This is a genomic window from Pseudidiomarina donghaiensis, assembly GCF_900116895.1.
Classification (GTDB): domain Bacteria; phylum Pseudomonadota; class Gammaproteobacteria; order Enterobacterales; family Alteromonadaceae; genus Pseudidiomarina; species Pseudidiomarina donghaiensis.
The window spans coordinates 1-16,631 of sequence record NZ_FPCF01000005.1 but is presented as its reverse complement, the minus strand read 5'-3'; the positions used below and the strand labels follow the sequence as shown (position 1 = coordinate 16,631).

The following is a 16,631-nucleotide window of genomic DNA, read 5'->3' as shown; positions in this document are numbered from 1 at the left end:
TCAAAGTCGTTGCCGCAAGGTTTACACACCCAAAACGGATTCAATGACTTACTCCATAACTGACGAAAAAACCAATTAATTCGTCGTTATTAAAAGGCGCGTGTGTCAATGCCATGCTTCCATTTTTGATAATCTATTATGTCTAGCACAATCAAACTAAAAGACAAACTCTGACACTAACGCGGCTGACGCCTCGGGGACCTCAACCATAGGCATATGGCCTATACCCTCAAACACCACCAATTTACTACCGGCAATACCGTCGTGCCACACCGTCGCAGCCGTAGGGCTCAAAATTTGGTCTTTGTCACCCCAAACTATCAGCGTCGGTACCTTAATTAAGCCCAAGCGATTGTCCAACTGATCGTTAAAGCGAAAGTCATTGGCAATATGCTGATAAGCTGGTTTGCGCTGCATATAGCGCTCGGCCATACCGCGTAAAACAAACTCAGGCGCAAACGGCGGTTGCTCCATAGTTAGCGCATAAAATGCAAGAAAATCCGCGGTGTTATCTATTTCAAATGGCGAGTTGCCCTCGGCAAACATGGCTTCTGTAACACTTGGCGTTGGCGGGGTAACACCGGCTGGGTTAAACAACCCAATGGCTTGGGTTTGCATGGGGTACATAATGGCAAAATTGGCAGCAATCATACCGCCCATCGAATTGCCCACAATAGCAGCTTGCTGCACCCCAAGCACATCCATCAATTGCTTTACACGTTCAGCCTGTGCTGCCGCAGTGTACGACCAACCACTAAAATAGCCCGTTTCGCCATGCCCTGCTAAGTCGGGAATAACCACGTGAATGTTTTCATCTAAATGCTTGGCAAAACGCAGCCACAGTTCTTTCGATGCGGTGTAGCCATGCAACAGAATAACTGTGTTACCACCTTTTGGCGTGCCTCGCTGGTAAGTGGCCATTGGCATTTCATCAAGCTCTACCCATACTTTGTCGAAACCGTACAGCTTCGCTTCCGTAACCGCAGCAACGTCATACACTGCCAACCCAAAACGCGGGTGCATACTCGCCAACCAAAATGCACACGCTAAAGCCAATAAAGTAAATATAAACTTTTTCATGAGTTGTCGTCCTTGCCGCCAATGAGCACATGATGCTGTGGCTTAAATCGGCTCGCCATTATGCGGTACACAAAACTAAACCCTGGGTACATGGCAATAACGTGGCCGCTTTTGCTTTTATACCAGCTGTTACACCCGCCGCTATGCCATACAGTTTTGCGCATTTCGCGGTGTATCATATCGGTATAGTCAGCCTCTGCTTGCGCCGTTACCTCAATAGACTTGCTTTGGTCACGCGCATAGCGAATAGCCTGCATGATGTATTTCATTTGCGACTCAATGACAAATATAGCCGAAGTATGGCCAATACCCGTATTGGGCCCTGTGACTAAAAACAAATTGGGAAACTGCGGTAACGCGGTGCCTAAGTATGCCCGCGGAAACTCATGCCAGGCCTCCTGCAGATGCTTACCACCGCGACCTATCAGCTCATAGCCTACGGCGCCATCCGTTGCGTCAAAGCCAGTAGAATAAACAATCAAGTCCAAATCAATTTGCTGCCCTTGAGTGGTTTGAATACCCCGTTCATTTATTTCAGCAATACCGTCTTCACGGCTATGCAAGGTTACGTGCGGTTGGCTTAGCGCAGGGTAAAGCGTATTGGACACAATAATTCGCTTACAGCCAATGGTGTAGTCTGGCGTTAGCTTCGCCCGCAGTTCAGCATTGGGAACTTGGTCTCGTAAGTGCTTAAGTGCCGGACGCTGAGCAAAAAAGCGCATTAACCCATGCGTATACTTAAAAGCAAACACTCGCCACTCTAACGCCCAATAAATAGTCTTGCGCAGCGTTTGATATACCCAACGTTTGCCAAGCCAGCGCCGTACGCGCGGCGAAAATACGCGGTCAGGGCGCGGCAGCACCCAATGGGGTGAACGCTGAAACACATGTAACTGGGCAACATCGGGCGTTATGGTTGGTATCACCTGTGCCGCACTGGCACCGCTGCCAATCACCGCAACACGCTTACCGCGATAGTCGAAGTCATGGTTCCAATGATTGGTATGAAAGCTCTCGCCTTGAAAGCGTTCGCGCCCCGGAAAATCAGGAATAACCGGATTGCTTAGCGGCCCTTGCGCACTCACCACAAAGCGCGCCTGCACCTGCTCGCCGCTGTCGCTGGTTATCAACCAATGCAATGTCTCACCACACCAACGCACTTGCTGCACGTTAAAATTCAACCGTGCTTTATCGCGCAACCCGTACTTATCAATCACCTTATTAGTATAGGCCTCAAGCTCAGGTTGGGTGGTAAACATTTGTGACCAGGGATAAGGCTCTTGCGCCAATGAATACAACGGCGACTGCACATCAACCTGTGCCCCTGGGTAACTATTTTGGCACCAAGTGCCGCCCATAAAGGCGCGGCGCTCAAGCATGACAAAGTCGGTGATGCCTTGTTTTAATAGGTTAATCGCCGTGCTTTGGCCGCCAAAACCCGTGCCAATAATGGCAACTTCAACTATCTGCTGTGCCATTTATACCTTCGCCGAAGGCCGTTCATTAATACGGTCAAACCAAGCTTGTAAGTGCGGCTGATCATCATCAATACGTAACTTCACCACGCGGGCAAAACTGACGGTGCAAAACGCGTTGATATCGGCTGCGGTAAACTTGTCACCTAATAAGTAGGGCTTGTCAGCTAGCTGCTCGTTTAAAAACGCAAAGAACTTTTCAGCAGCGCCATAACAGTCTTGGCCATAGTCAGGAAAACAATTCATACGGTCTTTGAAGTAGCCAGAAGTGTGCTGAAAACACATGCCAACCGGAGTCATTAAGTAAAAATCTATCCACCGTAGCCATTGTTCAATCAGGGCTTTTTCTTTGGCGCTGTCGCCTAATAACGCGGGGGTATTGGGATGAGACTCTTCCACATAACGGCAAATAGCCATGGTTTCAGCCAGCGCGGTGCCGTCATCAAGTACCGCCACCGGTACTTTTTTCATGGGGTTCATGGCGACAAATTCAGGCGTTAAGTTTTCGCCCTTGGCAATGTCAATTTGCACAAACTCAACCTGATCAAGCAGGCCTTTTTCCGCTAAAAACATGCGCACACGGCGAGGGTTTGGCGCCGTTGCAGTTTCGTAAATTTTCATGGTGTCTCCTGTGTGTTCTATACGTTCTTATTAACCTGTGAAGTTGTATAGAACACAATGAAACAAGTTGTTAGCGAACGCAAGTACTAACCTTGCGCCGCGCTAACTATCGGCGCCGACGACGCTTTTTTCGACGCTGCCACCAAATGTAGGTACCGGTTATAGAAAGCAGCAACGGCAACACCCCAACCAAGCTCCAAATCACCTTCACCGGCAAGCCGCCGAAGGTACCAAAGTGCAAACGACGAAAGCTGTCTAAGGTTTTAGCGCCAGCGCCCTGCTCATTAAGGTTATAGGTGCTTAAGTAGGCCCCTGTTTTAGGATCATAGTTCGACACGCTGCCATAGTTGCTTAACAACGGATTCGCCGTTGGCGCGCGGCCAAATACAGTAAACGGCAACTCAGGTTCATACGGGAACAATAAATACGTTGGCTTGAATCCATCTATCTGCTTGGTGCTATCGGCTACCAATGCATCAATATTTAAATCCGTGGCATACAAGCGCTCGGTCATCACGTGGTGCTCGGCACCGTCGGCATGCTCAACCCACTCTTCATAGAAAATAAGAATGTTGTAATACCCACCGGTAATGGCAAGCACCAGCAATACTGGTGAGGCAAACGTGCCAGCCATTTTATGCAAGTCACTAAACACAGCAAGCATGCGCTGGTTCCAACGCAGGGTAAATAAGCGCGCCCAAAAGCGGCGGTAAATAATCAGCCCCGAAATACCCATAAACAGCAAAAACACAGACAAGATCAGGCCAATAATTAGGCCTAAATGCTCCGGCAAGTACTGTAAGTCGTTCAGCATGAGCGTGTAATGCAATTCAACCAACCAGTCGGTTAGGTAATGGCCCGACTCGGTGGGTTGGCTTAACAGTTCACCGGTATACGGGTTCAAGTGTGCTTTGAACCACTCATCAGTGCCTTTTTTGATCATGAAAATACGATCAGCTTCGTCATGCCCGGCTGGGAATATTTCCCAACTACCAAACTCATAGCCGGGCAGTTGCTGCTGCACGCTGGTGGTGAGTTCGTTCAGTGATTTTCGGGGTTGTTCAGCAGGCTCAAGGGCCGCCACACCGGCGAGCAATAAGCTATCAATTTCCTTTTTGAACACCAAAATACTACCGGTAAGGCAAATAACAAGAAAGGGGACCATACAAATGATCCCCGCCCAACCATGCCATTTATGGAGAGTCTTTCGCATTGTTGGTTAAACCTTAAAAGTTCCAGCGAACCGTTGCTGAATAGTTACGTGGCGCACCGTAATAACCTTGCGTTGGCCAAAGCAAACTATTGATGTATTTCTTGTCCAATACGTTGTTGGCATTCAGCGTTACGCTTACAGCGTCGGTAAACTGATAGCTCGCCATCAGGTTCAAGCGACCATAAGCTTCTTGCGTGGTGACAATGGTTTCACCGGCGTTGACATAGCTATCACCCACCACGCCTTGCACGCGTGAAATGGTGTCTTGCCAGTTAAAACTAGCCCCTACTTTTAACTGCTCTAGCGCTGCTGGGCGGTAGGTTAATGAAGCCCGGAATAAATTCTCTGGCGTGTAGTCTTCCACCGTTGCGTCGCCATCCACCTCAAACGAAGTTGCGGCAATGCTACCTTGCAAACCTTCGGCTAGCTCGCCCGACAACTCCACCTCAATACCTTGGCTAGAAACACCCTCGGCGGCACGGTATACCGGCTCAGGGGCATTGGTATTGGGGTTCGTTACTGTACCGTCGCCGACCGCTAAGTTTTTCTGTTTCACATGAAAATAAGCAGCCGACAGCAGCGCACCACCGTTAGAAAGCTCGGTTTTAAAGCCAATTTCAGCGTTTTCACCGGTTAACGCCGGTAACCGCTCAAAATTACGGTCGCGCAAGTTTTGCGCTTGGAAGGTTTCAGTGTACGACGCATAAACCGTGGTGCTTGGTGTAACGTTATGAGTCACCCCAACATACGGAATAAATTGGCCTTCGTCCCGTGACTGGTCAACCCCGTATTGCAAGCCTTCAGTCGTGAATTCGTTGTAACGGCCGCCTAACAATAACTTGGTGTCTAACGACAAGCTGAAACGCGCTTGCGCGTAAATCGCTTTTTGCGTGTTTTCAATATCACTGCCGGCTAAGCCGTCGGTGAACTCTGGAAATGGAGTGTTACCGTTCCAGTCTTCCAGTGCCGGCATGGCTGGAAAGCCATTGCCGGTGTGAAAGTCGTACAACGACATCTCATCAAAATTCAGCGTTGCATAATTTGTACCAACCACCACTTCGTGCTCTAAGTTGCCGGCCATAAAACGACCACTGGCGTAAAGGTCGAAGCTATCTTGACTGTCGTCAAAATCGAATTCGCTGCCGTAGCCTAACAAGCCCAAACCGGTTTCAGGGTCTAAGCCAGTCGCTGGGTCGGGTAAATACGTGTAAAACAAGTAACTGTCTTCGTCGGTGCGCACGCGATTGTAGGCAAAACGCAAATTCCAATTGTCGGTCAGCACGGTTTCAACATCGACAAAACTGCGGCTTTCATTAACGTTCCACTGCGACCAGTTGGCAGCAATGTTAGTTGAACTGTCAAAGTTCGTTGGCGTACCGTCACCATAATGCAGGGTTAAAGCGCCCCACATGTTGCCATCAGAGTCACTGCGGTGCTCACTGTGGCCAAGGGTGATTAAAGTATTCGCGGTAGGCGCATAGTCCACCACACCATAAAAAAGCTGCGAGTTGTTTTGGTAGCGGTCTAAATACGATTCGCGGTCGTCGCCAACCAGCACCACGCGGCCACGAACCGAGTCAGTCAGTGCGCCAGTAAAGTCGCCTTCTAAACGCTTGCCCGACCATGAGCTTAACGACGCCACCACTGAACCTTTAGTTTCAGATTTCGGGCGCTTACGTACCATGTTTACCGTGGCAGAAGGGCTACCTACCCCAGTCATGACGCCATTAGCACCATGCACCACTTCAATGCGCTCGTATAACGCTGCGTCCATACGGCCGTGACTGTTGCTGTTTACTAGTGGCAAACCTAAACCGTCTACCTGAAAGTTGCTTAATTCAAAGCCCCGCGACGTATAGTAAGTTCGGTCCGTTTCTACTTGCTCAACATTAATAGTGGCTGAATTTTCTAAAGCGGTATTAATGTCGGTTAAGCCAAAATCACGGATACGTTCTTGGGTAATCACCGTAACCGTTTGCGGGGTTTCTTTAATAGAAATATCAAGCTTGGTCGCTGACTTTTGGTCACCTGCAAGGTAACCACTTTGCTGCTCGCCACGAATTTGCAGGCGTTCAATGGCTTCGGTTGTTTGCGGCTCTAGCGCAGCGGCTTGAGCAACCGGAACTCCTGCGGCAAGAAAAACGCAGGTAATCGCTGAAAATTTGTTCACGTTCGCACCCCTAAAAGATGAATTTTGCTTAGGGTGGCGATCCTAATGCAAATGCGAACAATTCTCAATACCGTTTTTGATTATTCTGTTAAATAGCGCACATGGCCAATAAAACTGCGGGCCACAGGCCCTAATGTTTGCGCATCACGAAAATTCAAAAACAAACTTAAGGTGCGCGTAGCGCCGCGCGTAAGCTGAATGGGCGTTAGCAAACCATATTGCAGTGAGTCAGCAATAGCGGTTTTGGGCAGCCAAGCGAAACCCAAGTTTTTCTGAATCAATTCAATAGACGTGGCCATATGGCTGACCGTCCAGCGCTGCTCTGAGCCAAGCCAACCCACATCAATTTGGCGCTCTTGCCCCGAGTCGCGCAACACTATTTGGCGATACTGCTTAAGGTCTTCCGGGCTTACATTTTGCTTTTGTGCTAACGGATGCTTAGCACCACACACCGCCATAAACTCCATTTGGCACAAGTCTTCGCTCAGTTCATTAGCGAGGGTAAACGGCGACAAAGCAATTTCGGCCACCCCTTTGTTAAGCAGCTCATTGGCGCCGTTTAAGATGGTTTCAATAACCTCAATGTGAACCAACGGAAACTCTTTTGATACTTCCGCAAGCGCTTGGTACAGCACGTCTTTCGGAAAGGCCTCATCAACCGCAATGGCTAAACGTGACTCTACCCCTTGCTTGAGGTTCTTCGCCACGTTTTCAAAGCGTTCGGTTTCGGCTAGCAAATACGTAATGCGGCGCAACAGCTGCTGACCGGCTGGGGTAATGGTGGTTTTACGACCCTGTACTTCAATCAGCTGCACACCAAGTTGTTCTTCAAGCTTATTGACCGCGTGGTGCACGGTCGACTGGCTTTTATGCACGTGATCGGCCGCCTGCTGAAAGCCGCCAAAATCAGCAACTGCCTTAAACATACGCCATTGTTCTATGGTTGAACGCGCCACCTGTGGTTTCTCCAAAAATAAAGGGAGCCTAAGCTCCCTTTATACTATCGATGTGATTAGTTACTCAAGGTCAAAGCGATCGAGGCGCATGACTTTCACCCACGCATCGACGAAGTCTTGAACGAATTTTTCGTCAGAATCGCTTTGTGCGTAGAATTCAGCAATAGCGCGAAGCTCTGAGTTAGAACCAAAGATCAAGTCAACCGGAGTGGCGGTGTACTTCAATTCGCCTGAACTACGGTCACGACCTTCGTACACGCCTTCTTGGTTTTTCGAAGGTGCCCACTCAGTGCTCATATCTAACAAGTTCACGAAGAAGTCGTTAGTCAACTGGCCAGGACGCTTCGTAAATACGCCGTGCTTGCCACCACCATAGTTAGCGTTTAAGGCACGCATACCACCCACTAACGCGGTCATTTCTGGCACCGTTAAGGTGAGTAAGTCAGCACGCTCAACAAGAGCTTCGGCCGGTGACATGTCAACGTCTTTGGTGTAGTAGTTGCGGAAGCCATCAGCTTTCGGCTCTAACACGTCAAACGAGTCATCAGTCCACTCTTGCGTGGTGTCATTACGACCAGCCACAAAAGGCACAGTCACAGTGTAACCTGCATCTTTTGCTGCTTTCTCAATCGCTGCAGCACCGCCAAGCACAATGGTGTCAGCCAATGACACGCGCTTGCCTTTTGGCAACGAACGATTGAAATCTTTCTGTACTTTTTCAAGCGTACGCAAGGTTTTTTGCAGTTCTTTCGGGTTATTCACCGCCCAGTCTTTTTGCGGCGCTAGCGCAATACGTGCACCGTTTGCGCCACCGCGCATATCGGTACCACGGAAACTTGCCGCAGAGGCCCAAGCGGTACGTACCAATTCAGATACAGACAAGCCTGAATCTAAGATCTTTTTCTTCAAGTTGGCCACATCGCGGTCATTAATCAGCGTGTAATCTACTTCAGGAATCGGATCTTGCCAAATTAACGGCTCTTTAGGTGACGTATCCACAATGTAACGAGCACGCGGGCCCATGTCACGGTGGGTCAACTTGAACCAAGCTTTCGCAAAAGCTAACTCAAACTCTTCCGGATTTTCATGGAAGCGTTTGGCAATTTTGCGATACTCAGGGTCAAACTTCAGTGATAAATCGGTCGTAAACATGATCGGTGCATGGCGTTTACCCGGAATATGCGCGTCCGGCACCAAGTTTGACGCTTGACCGTCTTTTGGAATCCACTGAATAGCACCCGCTGGGCTACGTGTTTGTTCCCACTCAAAACCAAATAAGTTATCTAAGTACTGGGTGGTCCAAGCAATTGGATTCACCGACCATGCGCCTTCTAAACCAGAAGTAATCGTGTCTTCTGAGTGGCCTTTACCGCATTTATTTTTCCAACCGAGGCCTTGCTCTTCAATTGGCGCCCCCGCAGGGTCAGCACCTAAACACTCGTCTGGCTTGTGCGCACCATGCGCCTTACCAAAGGTATGGCCACCAGCAATTAGCGCGACAGTTTCTTCATCGTTCATTGCCATACGACCAAAAGTGTCGCGAATATCTTTGGCAGCTAACAATGGGTCTGGATTACCGTTCGGGCCTTCAGGGTTCACGTAAATTAAACCCATTTGTACCGCCGCTAATGGGCGCTCAAGCTCACGGTCACCACTATAACGTTCATCGGCTAGCCACTCTTTTTCTGGGCCCCAATATACGGTATCTGGTTCCCAGTCATCTTCACGGCCAGCTGCATAGCCATAGGTTTTAAAGCCCATCGACTCTAGCGCCACGTTACCGGTAAGTACCATCAAGTCAGCCCACGACAAGCTATTGCCGTATTTTTGCTTAATTGGCCACAACAAACGGCGTGCTTTGTCTAAGCTAACGTTATCTGGCCAACTGTTTAGTGGCTCAAAACGTTGCTGACCGCCGCCTGCACCACCACGACCATCGTGAATACGGTAGGTGCCCGCACCGTGCCACGCCATACGAATAAAGAATGGGCCATAATGACCATAGTCAGCAGGCCACCAGTCTTGCGAGCTGGTCATCAAAGCTTCGATATCTTTCTTCACAGCGTCAAAATCGACTTTTTGAATCGCTTCAGCGTAGTCGAATTCAGCCATAGGGTTGGAACTTACATCGTGGTCACGAAGTGGGGTGAGATCGAGTTGATCTGGCCACCAAAACATTTTTGATTTAGCGTCTGTTGCCATCGCACCAGACGAGAAGGCCATCGTTACCGCAAGTGCAGCGGCCGACAGCACGGGAAGTGTGCGTTTTAACATGTGATATACCCTCTCCTGTGGACATACATCTGTCGTTGAGACCTATATAGGAATAGTCGATTCTGGAGAAAACGCATAACTAGAAAAACAGATTAAATTAATCGAAAAATCGATTAAAACAGGAGCTTATCTCTACATAGCACAGATTTTAAGGTCTACAAAAATGTAGCAAACAAGATGTATGTTCTATGGGGTTTTCATATATTCAATTAAAGCATGACGATCATCAGCTTTTGGCAAACCTAAAAACGGCATACACATGTCGGGTACCATTTGTTGTGGCCGTGTTAACCAGTCGTCCAACACCTGCTCGGTCCAAATAATATCTTCTTGCTGCACCGCTGCAGTAAAATTGTAGCCTTCAACGGTAGCAATTTTTCGCCCCACTAAGCCGGCCAAGTGCGGCCCAAAAAACTGGCTTTTATTGGGGTCCATACTGTGACACGCCGAACAGCGATACTTAAAAACCTCTGCGCCTTTGGCGATGACTTCGGGCGACGCCTGCACTTGCGATTTTACGTCACCAAAAGGCGACGGCGTTTCATGAAAAGCGCTACACCCAACCACAAAAAAAATAAACATAAACAACATATAACGCATGATCACCTCAATCACTTCTGCGCTAAGTAGTCCGAACATAGCGACTAAGATGATAAGCACACATATGCACCTCATCATCACGTAACTGTGATTTAGCCTTACCGATATAATTTGGTAAAACCAATGGATTTAGTACAGACACATTGGCCGTTCTTCCTAACTCGGTGGTTTTAACATACCAACCAGGAAACACAACAATTCCGCGCACATTAAATCGCTTACCTGTCGACTCAAAAAGTTGCTTATGTAGCCAGTTGCTTGCAGCTTTTACCTGGGTCAAAGCATCACTTTGAATAGGCTGTCCGCCGCGGAGAATTTGCTTTCCGTTATAAAACAATACTGACTTATGTTTATCACTTTTCGACATGGTTTTTGTTTCAATAACATAAACGCCAGAGCGGTGAATGACGACATGATCAAGATTAAATTTTTCACCTTCAATATCATGAAATACTTGCGCGCCATCTAAACGTAGTCGCTCCAAAAACTGACCAACAGCTTTTTCTCCTGCCAAACCTAGCTTAATATTTTTTGATTCATTCAAGCCTAGGTACATTTTATAAGCACTATACCCAACAACCGGCGCAGCAATGAACATAGCGACATAAGGGTTCAAGGGAGTTTGTTGCAGATGCGTAAGCCATGCAAGTAGCACGAAGACAAACATCACAGCAATCAGCATAAAATGAAAAAGCACCTTATCGAAAGCGATGCCTATTAATCGGCGTTCAAGTGACTCGCCGGGGTTTCGCAGTGGTTTCGCTTTCAATGGCGATAATTTAGCCATACTCTTGTTATCCTTATTATGATGCGTACAAGCAATTAATACCTTGAACCCTGATGAAAGTCTAATTCCCAAATTAGGTTACGCCCTGACAAGTCTCAACTTTCTGATAAACTACGAATAACGAACAGCGCAGCGCACCAACAGCGCAGCGCACGAATCACGAAACACGGAAGCCCCATATGCCACTACACGTTATCAAACACCCACTGGTACAACACAAACTTGGCCTGATGCGCGAAGCGGACATTTCCACCAAAAGCTTCCGTGAACTCACAAACGAGCTAGGTAATTTACTTACTTATGAGGCCACCAGCGACTTTGAACTTGAGCCAAATACCATTACCAGCTGGAGCGGCGATGCCATTGAAGTGCAAAAGCTTAAGGGTAAAAAAGTGACTGTGGTGCCTATCTTGCGGGCAGGCATTGGCATGCTAGACGGCGTATTAGACCTAATTCCGAGTGCGAAAGTGAGCGTGGTTGGCTTGTATCGCGACGAAGAAACGCTCGAGCCAGTTCCGTATTTTCAGAAGCTGGTGAAAGACATTGACCAACGCATTGCGCTGGTTATTGACCCCATGCTGGCCACCGGCGGCACTATGGTGGCCACCATTGATATGCTGAAGCAAAAAGGCTGTGAGCAAATTCGCGTATTAGTTCTGGTTGCCGCGCCCGAAGGTGTGGATAAAGTGCTAGAAGCCCACCCAGATGTGCACATTTATGCGGCCGCGCTCGACTCGCACTTGAATGAACACGGCTATATTGTGCCGGGCTTAGGTGACGCTGGGGATAAAATTTTCGGTACCCGTTAATTGGTTAATGACGCGACAAGCTGGTTACGACCAGCTTGTTTTGCCAAATACATATTATTGTCGGCAACGGATAACAACCGATCACCTGTTTCGTCATTAAATTGCTGAGCCGTTGCTACCCCAATACTTACCGTGACCGCTAATTCATTTTCAACACCCATAGCGCCCACCGCTTGACGAACTCGCTCTGCTAATTGAGCTGCTTCATCGGTTGTGGTGTTAGGGCATAGAATTAAAAACTCTTCCCCACCCCATCGCCCGACAATATCTGCTGCACGCACATTATCAGTAATTGTCTTTGCCACATTAACTAACACGTCATCGCCTTTTAAATGGCCATACTGATCATTAATTCGTTTAAAATAATCAACGTCTAACAATAGTACTGACACTGGCTGCAAAGTACGCGCAGAGCCTGCCAGTAGCGACTGAATAGCATTATCTAAATACAATCGGTTGAATACTTTCGTAAGTGGATCAGTAATCGCAATTTTCTGCATTTGTGCGTAAGCTTGGCGCCGTGAGCGCTCATAAAAACGAAATATAAATAACTGCGCGGTAGCCACTTCAATAAAGTTGAACAAGGCGCCTAAAGACATTGTTGTGCTAACAGTGCCGGCAGATAAGTTTCCATACAAATACCAACCGCTGTACGCAAATACCGCTGCGGTAAAAATAAAACCAGTGCGCGGGCCTAATAAAAAGAATGCAATGGGCGGTAAAATTGACAGCCAAATCAGCGAATAATTATTGCCTTTAGCAATGTGCATAAACGCCATTAAGACAAAAACTAAAGCGCAAGTAACCACCCAACAGGCAATATGAATGTTCCCACCGCGGCTAACATAAATAAGAATAATGCTTGCCAATACCAAACCAATGTAGTCATACAGCGCAATCTGCGGCGCATCGAATAAGGTAATATTCAATGTACCGATAAGCCCAAAATAAACCACCATAATCAGTAATATGCTGTAAATAAGCGATACCTGATGATATTGCGGATTTTCAACGCCAATGTGCGGGTGAAATTTTTTACGTACGTTCATCATGTTGCGGATTCACTACTTGCTGTGTTCTTGATAGTTAAAATATATCTATTTCAATTAATGAGCTATAACTTATTTTGCGACTGCCCACACGGGGTGAGCAGCGTAGCACGAGATAACGACTATGTTGAACGAATTCAAAAAGTTTGCCTTAAAAGGCAATGTCGTAGATATGGCTGTGGGTATTATTATTGGTAGTGCATTTGGTACCATCGTTAAAAGCTTTGTGGCCGACATAATCATGCCCCCTATTGGTTTATTATTGGGCGGCGTCGATTTTTCCGATATGTTTTTTGTGTTGCGCGCTGGTATTGAAAACCCCGGCCCATATGTAGCACTCGCCGATGCGCAAGGCGCTGGTGCGGTAACCATGAACTACGGCGTATTTATAACCAATACCATTAGCTTTATCATTGTTGCGTTTGCGGTGTTCTGGTTGGTTAAAGGCATGAACAGCTTACGCACCAAAGAAGAACCCGCGCCGGCTACCACCAAAGCATGCCCGCATTGCTGCACTAGCATCCCATTGGCGGCTACACGTTGCCCAGCCTGTACTTCAGAACTCGGTTAACACGACTTAGTTAACGCTATTTAGTTAACGAGCAATAAGCGGCGCCAGCACCTTGGCGTCGCCATCGATTGGAGTGAGTAACTCTAACCCCAACAACAGCGCCATAAATGGATAAATGTGAATATTGCTAAAGCGCTTCAACGGTGTTTTTGCTTTTATTGCCGGCCCAGCGGCGATAAAAATGCCATCCATGTCACGGCTTGAATGATAGCCGTGTGTGCCGCCATCTTTGCGGCTTTCTGGTGGGCGGCTAGTAAATATTGCTGGGGCTTTGGTGCCTAGCACGATTGCTGGCGTACGAGTCGTGGGAATCACACCAAGTTGCTGTAATTGCTGGTCAGTTTCCAACCAGTACTGGCCATTGTTGGCGGCTTGCAATTGCTGCTTCAGGCTATGAATTTGCTCTGGCGTGGTATGCTCATGAGCGTAAATCATCAAGCGCGTGGCACCGTTCACCACTTCAAATAATTCGTCGTCAATGGCAAAGGTCGTGTAATCAATCACCGCATCGGCTTTAATTTGCGACATGCCGTGATCAGACACCAAAATTAAATTTACTGGCTCATCCACTTCGCTTTGCAAGCGCTGCCATAACTCGCCAATGAGGTTGTCCACATGCTGTACCGCCTTACCTACTTGCGGTGCTTCGGGCCCAAAGCGATGCCCCATGGTGTCGAGCACCGAAAAATAGCCAGTGACCAAACGCGGCCGCGCCGCCTTCGGTAGCTTTAACCATTGCACAATTTGATCAATGCGCTGCCGGTTCGGCGTTGGCGTGCTGTATTTGTAGAAATAGCTTGCCGTGCGGCCGTTAATACGAGCCTCTGACTCTGGCCAGAAAAACGTCGCTGCTTTAACGCCCTGAAACTCAGCTAAGTTCCAGATTGGCAGGGTGGTTAACCAAGTACTGTCTTGAACACCATCGCCCATTTTGTAGTGTTGCTTGCGCTCAGTGTCATAAAAGTTATTGTCCACAATACCGTGATTTGATGGGTACTGGCCGGTCACAATCGATAAATGGTTAGGAAACGTCTTTGACGGGTAAACTGGAATAAGCCCTTCAGCGCGTATGCCTTGCTGGGCAATTTTCTCAATGTTCGGGGCGCCGTGCAGCTCAATGTAGTCGTGGCGAAAACCGTCAATTGAGATAAGCACAACCGTTTGCTCGCTGTTGGGTTGCGCTGTGTTTGCTGTCGCAACACCCGTTACAAAAAGCGTAAGGAAAATAACCCCAAAATACCGCATGTAAAATACTCTAACTGTGTAAATTTGTCAGCGATATTACCACAACATTGTGACCTGTTGGTTACCTTAAAATGGTCAATCTGCTAGCTCAAAATACGTCTTTTTAAGGGGTATACGGATTTAATGGTTGATGGGGCACCTTCACCCCATCAATCTGATACCACCCTCAGATGGTTGATAGATCGACTCCGTAGTTGAGTTCCTCTGCGAAGTCCGGCAGTCCGTAACCGATGGTTTTCTTGTAGAAAGGAGAGACCTTCGCAGTCGGTGCCTTCTTCTTGTGCTTCGTGGTGTAGAGCATTCGTGCCCGCATCACCTCGAAGGAGTAATCGCGCCCTTCACGGTTCTTGTCCTTGGCCAGTCGGTTGATTTGCAGCCCAGTACTTGGTATTGCGGCAGGTGAAGGATGTTGTCGGGAAGTTCGGTCATGGTGTTGTATAGGCGTAGGTGTCAGTCAGATCCATCCGACTCGGCATTGGTGTTTGCTTTTTTACCCAACAAGCTGCTGGAAACTAAAAGTAAGGCACCGAGGACAATTGCAATATCAGCCAGGTTGAAGGCCGGCCAATGCCAGTCTCGCCAATAGAAATCAAAGGAATCCACAACATAGCCGCGAAAGACCCGGTCAATTAGGTTGCCCATGGCGCCACCGAGGATAAGACTGTAAGCGATGGCTTCTCCTTTATGACGATTTTCAAGGATCAGCTTGATCAGAAAAATCGAGACCACTACCGCGATTCCGATAAAAAAGTAGCGCTGCCAGCCTCCACCATTCGCAAAAAGACTGAATGCGGCACCGGTATTCCATACGTGTACCCAGTTAAAGAATGAGGTCACTGAAATAGACTCGCCATATGCCATTGATTGTTGCACCAGCCATTTTATGGCCTGATCAGACGCTGCCAGCAGGCCCGATATGGACAATAGGGCATACGGCGAGAGCTTTTTGCCAATAATGAGCATTATTTAACCCTTCAACGCCAAAATGCGTCTGGCACCGTTAAGTACAATGCCCCCCGCGATGGTGCCGATAATCAGATCCGGATAATTGGAACCGGTCCACGCGACCAGGGCGCCGGCGGTGATGACCCCCAGGTTGATCACCACGTCGTTGGCCGAGAATATCCAGCTTGCCTTCATGTGCGCCCCGCCTTCCCGATGTTTGGATATGAGCAGCAGACAACTGGTATTGGCAATCAATGCGACGAATGCGATAGCCATCATCACCAGCGATTCAGGCTCACTACCGAATACAAAGCGTCTCACCACCTCTACGAGCACGCCCACAGCCAAGATCAGTTGCAGTACACCAGCAAGATGCGCGGCACGTACCTGCATTTTCACGCTATGTCCAACCGCATAAAGGGCAAGCCCGTACACCGCCGCATCGGCAAAATTGTCCAGGGATTCTCCAATCAGGCCGGTGGACCGGGCGATCAGACCGGCAGTCATTTCCACCACGAACAGAAGTGCATTGATGCCGAGCAACCAGCGCAGGGTCCCGGATTCTTGCTTAGCAGAAGCTGCCGAAAACTCGGCGGCCTTGATGGTCTCCGGATTTGCAGCGACGGTTTCCTGAAGCGAGGCGCCTAGCCCCAAGGTCTTCAGTTTCGAGGTGACGGGCTCGACCTCGCCGTCATGCACGACCTTCAGCCGGCGGTTCGACAAGTCGAAGGACAGCGCCCGAATCTCCTCAAAGCCGTTCAGGGCTAGGCGAATCATTCGTTCTTCTGATGGACAGTCCATCTTCGGCACGGCATAAACACTGACCCATCTCCCTG

The 16,631-nt window shown here is 48.5% G+C and carries 15 protein-coding genes and 1 pseudogene; 2 read left to right on the top strand and 14 right to left on the bottom strand.

The annotated features are described in order from the left end of the window. Positions 1-156: 156 nt before the first annotated feature. The 9 genes from BM334_RS09140 to BM334_RS09100 all read right to left on the bottom strand — a co-directional run bounded on the left by BM334_RS09140 (position 157) and on the right by BM334_RS09100 (position 11,176). Positions 157-1,080, bottom strand: a complete 924-nt coding sequence (locus tag BM334_RS09140; protein WP_092841013.1) for an alpha/beta fold hydrolase — start codon at positions 1,078-1,080, stop codon at positions 157-159. Next, positions 1,077-2,558, bottom strand: coding sequence for a flavin-containing monooxygenase (locus tag BM334_RS09135; protein WP_092841010.1), 1,482 nt, complete (start codon positions 2,556-2,558; stop codon positions 1,077-1,079). The genes BM334_RS09140 and BM334_RS09135 overlap by 4 nt, the downstream gene beginning before the upstream one ends. Next, positions 2,559-3,176 (bottom strand): glutathione S-transferase family protein, encoded by a 618-nt coding sequence (locus BM334_RS09130; RefSeq protein ID WP_092841008.1) that lies wholly within the window; start codon positions 3,174-3,176, stop codon positions 2,559-2,561. A gap of 106 nt (positions 3,177-3,282) precedes the next feature. Continuing rightward, a complete protein-coding gene (locus BM334_RS09125) occupies positions 3,283-4,389 on the bottom strand; it encodes a PepSY-associated TM helix domain-containing protein (protein WP_092841006.1) in 1,107 nt (368 codons plus the stop codon). A 13-nt stretch (positions 4,390-4,402) separates the two neighbouring features. Beyond that, the gene (locus tag BM334_RS09120; protein WP_092841003.1) at positions 4,403-6,559 is read right to left on the bottom strand and encodes a TonB-dependent siderophore receptor; all 2,157 of its coding nucleotides are present in this window, start codon (positions 6,557-6,559) and stop codon (positions 4,403-4,405) included. A gap of 80 nt (positions 6,560-6,639) precedes the next feature. Further along, on the bottom strand, positions 6,640-7,515 hold the full coding sequence (locus BM334_RS09115) for a LysR family transcriptional regulator (RefSeq protein WP_092841001.1): 876 nt from the start codon (positions 7,513-7,515) through the stop codon (positions 6,640-6,642). Positions 7,516-7,575: 60 nt separating this feature from the next. Further along, on the bottom strand, positions 7,576-9,738 hold the full coding sequence (gene katG / locus BM334_RS09110; protein WP_420849441.1) for a catalase/peroxidase HPI: 2,163 nt from the start codon (positions 9,736-9,738) through the stop codon (positions 7,576-7,578). Positions 9,739-9,975: 237 nt separating this feature from the next. After that, a complete protein-coding gene (locus BM334_RS09105) occupies positions 9,976-10,449 on the bottom strand; it encodes a c-type cytochrome (RefSeq protein ID WP_157981869.1) in 474 nt (157 codons plus the stop codon). Continuing rightward, positions 10,412-11,176: a nuclease-related domain-containing protein gene (locus BM334_RS09100; RefSeq protein ID WP_092840995.1), complete on the bottom strand. Its 765-nt coding sequence runs from the start codon at positions 11,174-11,176 to the stop codon at positions 10,412-10,414. Before BM334_RS09100 ends, BM334_RS09105 begins: the two co-directional genes overlap by 38 nt. A gap of 179 nt (positions 11,177-11,355) precedes the next feature. Here BM334_RS09100 and upp point away from each other — a divergent pair, with 179 nt between their 5' ends. Further along, complete coding sequence (gene upp, locus BM334_RS09095; protein WP_055438990.1) at positions 11,356-11,985, top strand: uracil phosphoribosyltransferase; 630 nt, start codon at positions 11,356-11,358, stop codon at positions 11,983-11,985. Here upp and BM334_RS09090 read toward each other — a convergent pair. Then, positions 11,982-13,037 (bottom strand): GGDEF domain-containing protein, encoded by a 1,056-nt coding sequence (locus tag BM334_RS09090; protein WP_092840993.1) that lies wholly within the window; start codon positions 13,035-13,037, stop codon positions 11,982-11,984. The genes upp and BM334_RS09090 overlap by 4 nt on opposite strands. Positions 13,038-13,158: 121 nt before the next feature. On the opposite strand from BM334_RS09090, the gene mscL reads away from it, so the two are divergent. Beyond that, entirely contained in the window at positions 13,159-13,605 is a 447-nt protein-coding gene (gene mscL, locus BM334_RS09085; protein WP_092840991.1) for a large-conductance mechanosensitive channel protein MscL, read from the top strand. Between the two features lie 24 nt (positions 13,606-13,629). On the opposite strand, the gene BM334_RS09080 is transcribed toward mscL, so the two are convergent. The 4 genes and pseudogenes from BM334_RS09080 to BM334_RS09060 all read right to left on the bottom strand — a co-directional run. Further along, positions 13,630-14,760 (bottom strand): alkaline phosphatase family protein, encoded by a 1,131-nt coding sequence (locus BM334_RS09080; RefSeq protein WP_241970926.1) that lies wholly within the window; start codon positions 14,758-14,760, stop codon positions 13,630-13,632. Positions 14,761-15,016: 256 nt separating this feature from the next. After that, positions 15,017-15,220 (bottom strand): annotated as a pseudogene (locus tag BM334_RS09070) (ISL3 family transposase); the annotation flags it as partial. A gap of 80 nt (positions 15,221-15,300) precedes the next feature. Continuing rightward, positions 15,301-15,813 carry a signal peptidase II gene (gene lspA, locus BM334_RS09065; protein WP_092840987.1) on the bottom strand — a complete coding sequence of 171 codons (513 nt, stop codon included), beginning with the start codon at positions 15,811-15,813 and terminating at the stop codon, positions 15,301-15,303. A 3-nt stretch (positions 15,814-15,816) separates the two neighbouring features. After that, positions 15,817-16,631: cation efflux transmembrane domain-containing protein (locus BM334_RS09060; RefSeq protein WP_177215072.1), on the bottom strand; the 815-nt coding region annotated here is incomplete at its 5' end.

Excerpts from the sequence above, each read along its gene's own strand:
- BM334_RS09135 (WP_092841010.1), bottom strand. The coding sequence starts at position 2,558 with ATGGCACAGCAGATAGTTGAAGTTGCCATTATTGGCACGGGTTTTGGC.
- BM334_RS09100 (WP_092840995.1), bottom strand. The coding sequence starts at position 11,176 with ATGGCTAAATTATCGCCATTGAAAGCGAAACCACTGCGAAACCCCGGC.
- mscL (WP_092840991.1), top strand. The coding sequence starts at position 13,159 with ATGTTGAACGAATTCAAAAAGTTTGCCTTAAAAGGCAATGTCGTAGAT.
- BM334_RS09090 (WP_092840993.1), bottom strand. The coding sequence starts at position 13,037 with ATGATGAACGTACGTAAAAAATTTCACCCGCACATTGGCGTTGAAAAT.
- BM334_RS09140 (WP_092841013.1), bottom strand. The coding sequence starts at position 1,080 with ATGAAAAAGTTTATATTTACTTTATTGGCTTTAGCGTGTGCATTTTGG.
- upp (WP_055438990.1), top strand. The coding sequence starts at position 11,356 with ATGCCACTACACGTTATCAAACACCCACTGGTACAACACAAACTTGGC.
- lspA (WP_092840987.1), bottom strand. The coding sequence starts at position 15,813 with ATGCTCATTATTGGCAAAAAGCTCTCGCCGTATGCCCTATTGTCCATA.
- katG (WP_420849441.1), bottom strand. The coding sequence starts at position 9,738 with ATGGCCTTCTCGTCTGGTGCGATGGCAACAGACGCTAAATCAAAAATG.
- BM334_RS09130 (WP_092841008.1), bottom strand. The coding sequence starts at position 3,176 with ATGAAAATTTACGAAACTGCAACGGCGCCAAACCCTCGCCGTGTGCGC.
- BM334_RS09125 (WP_092841006.1), bottom strand. The coding sequence starts at position 4,389 with ATGCGAAAGACTCTCCATAAATGGCATGGTTGGGCGGGGATCATTTGT.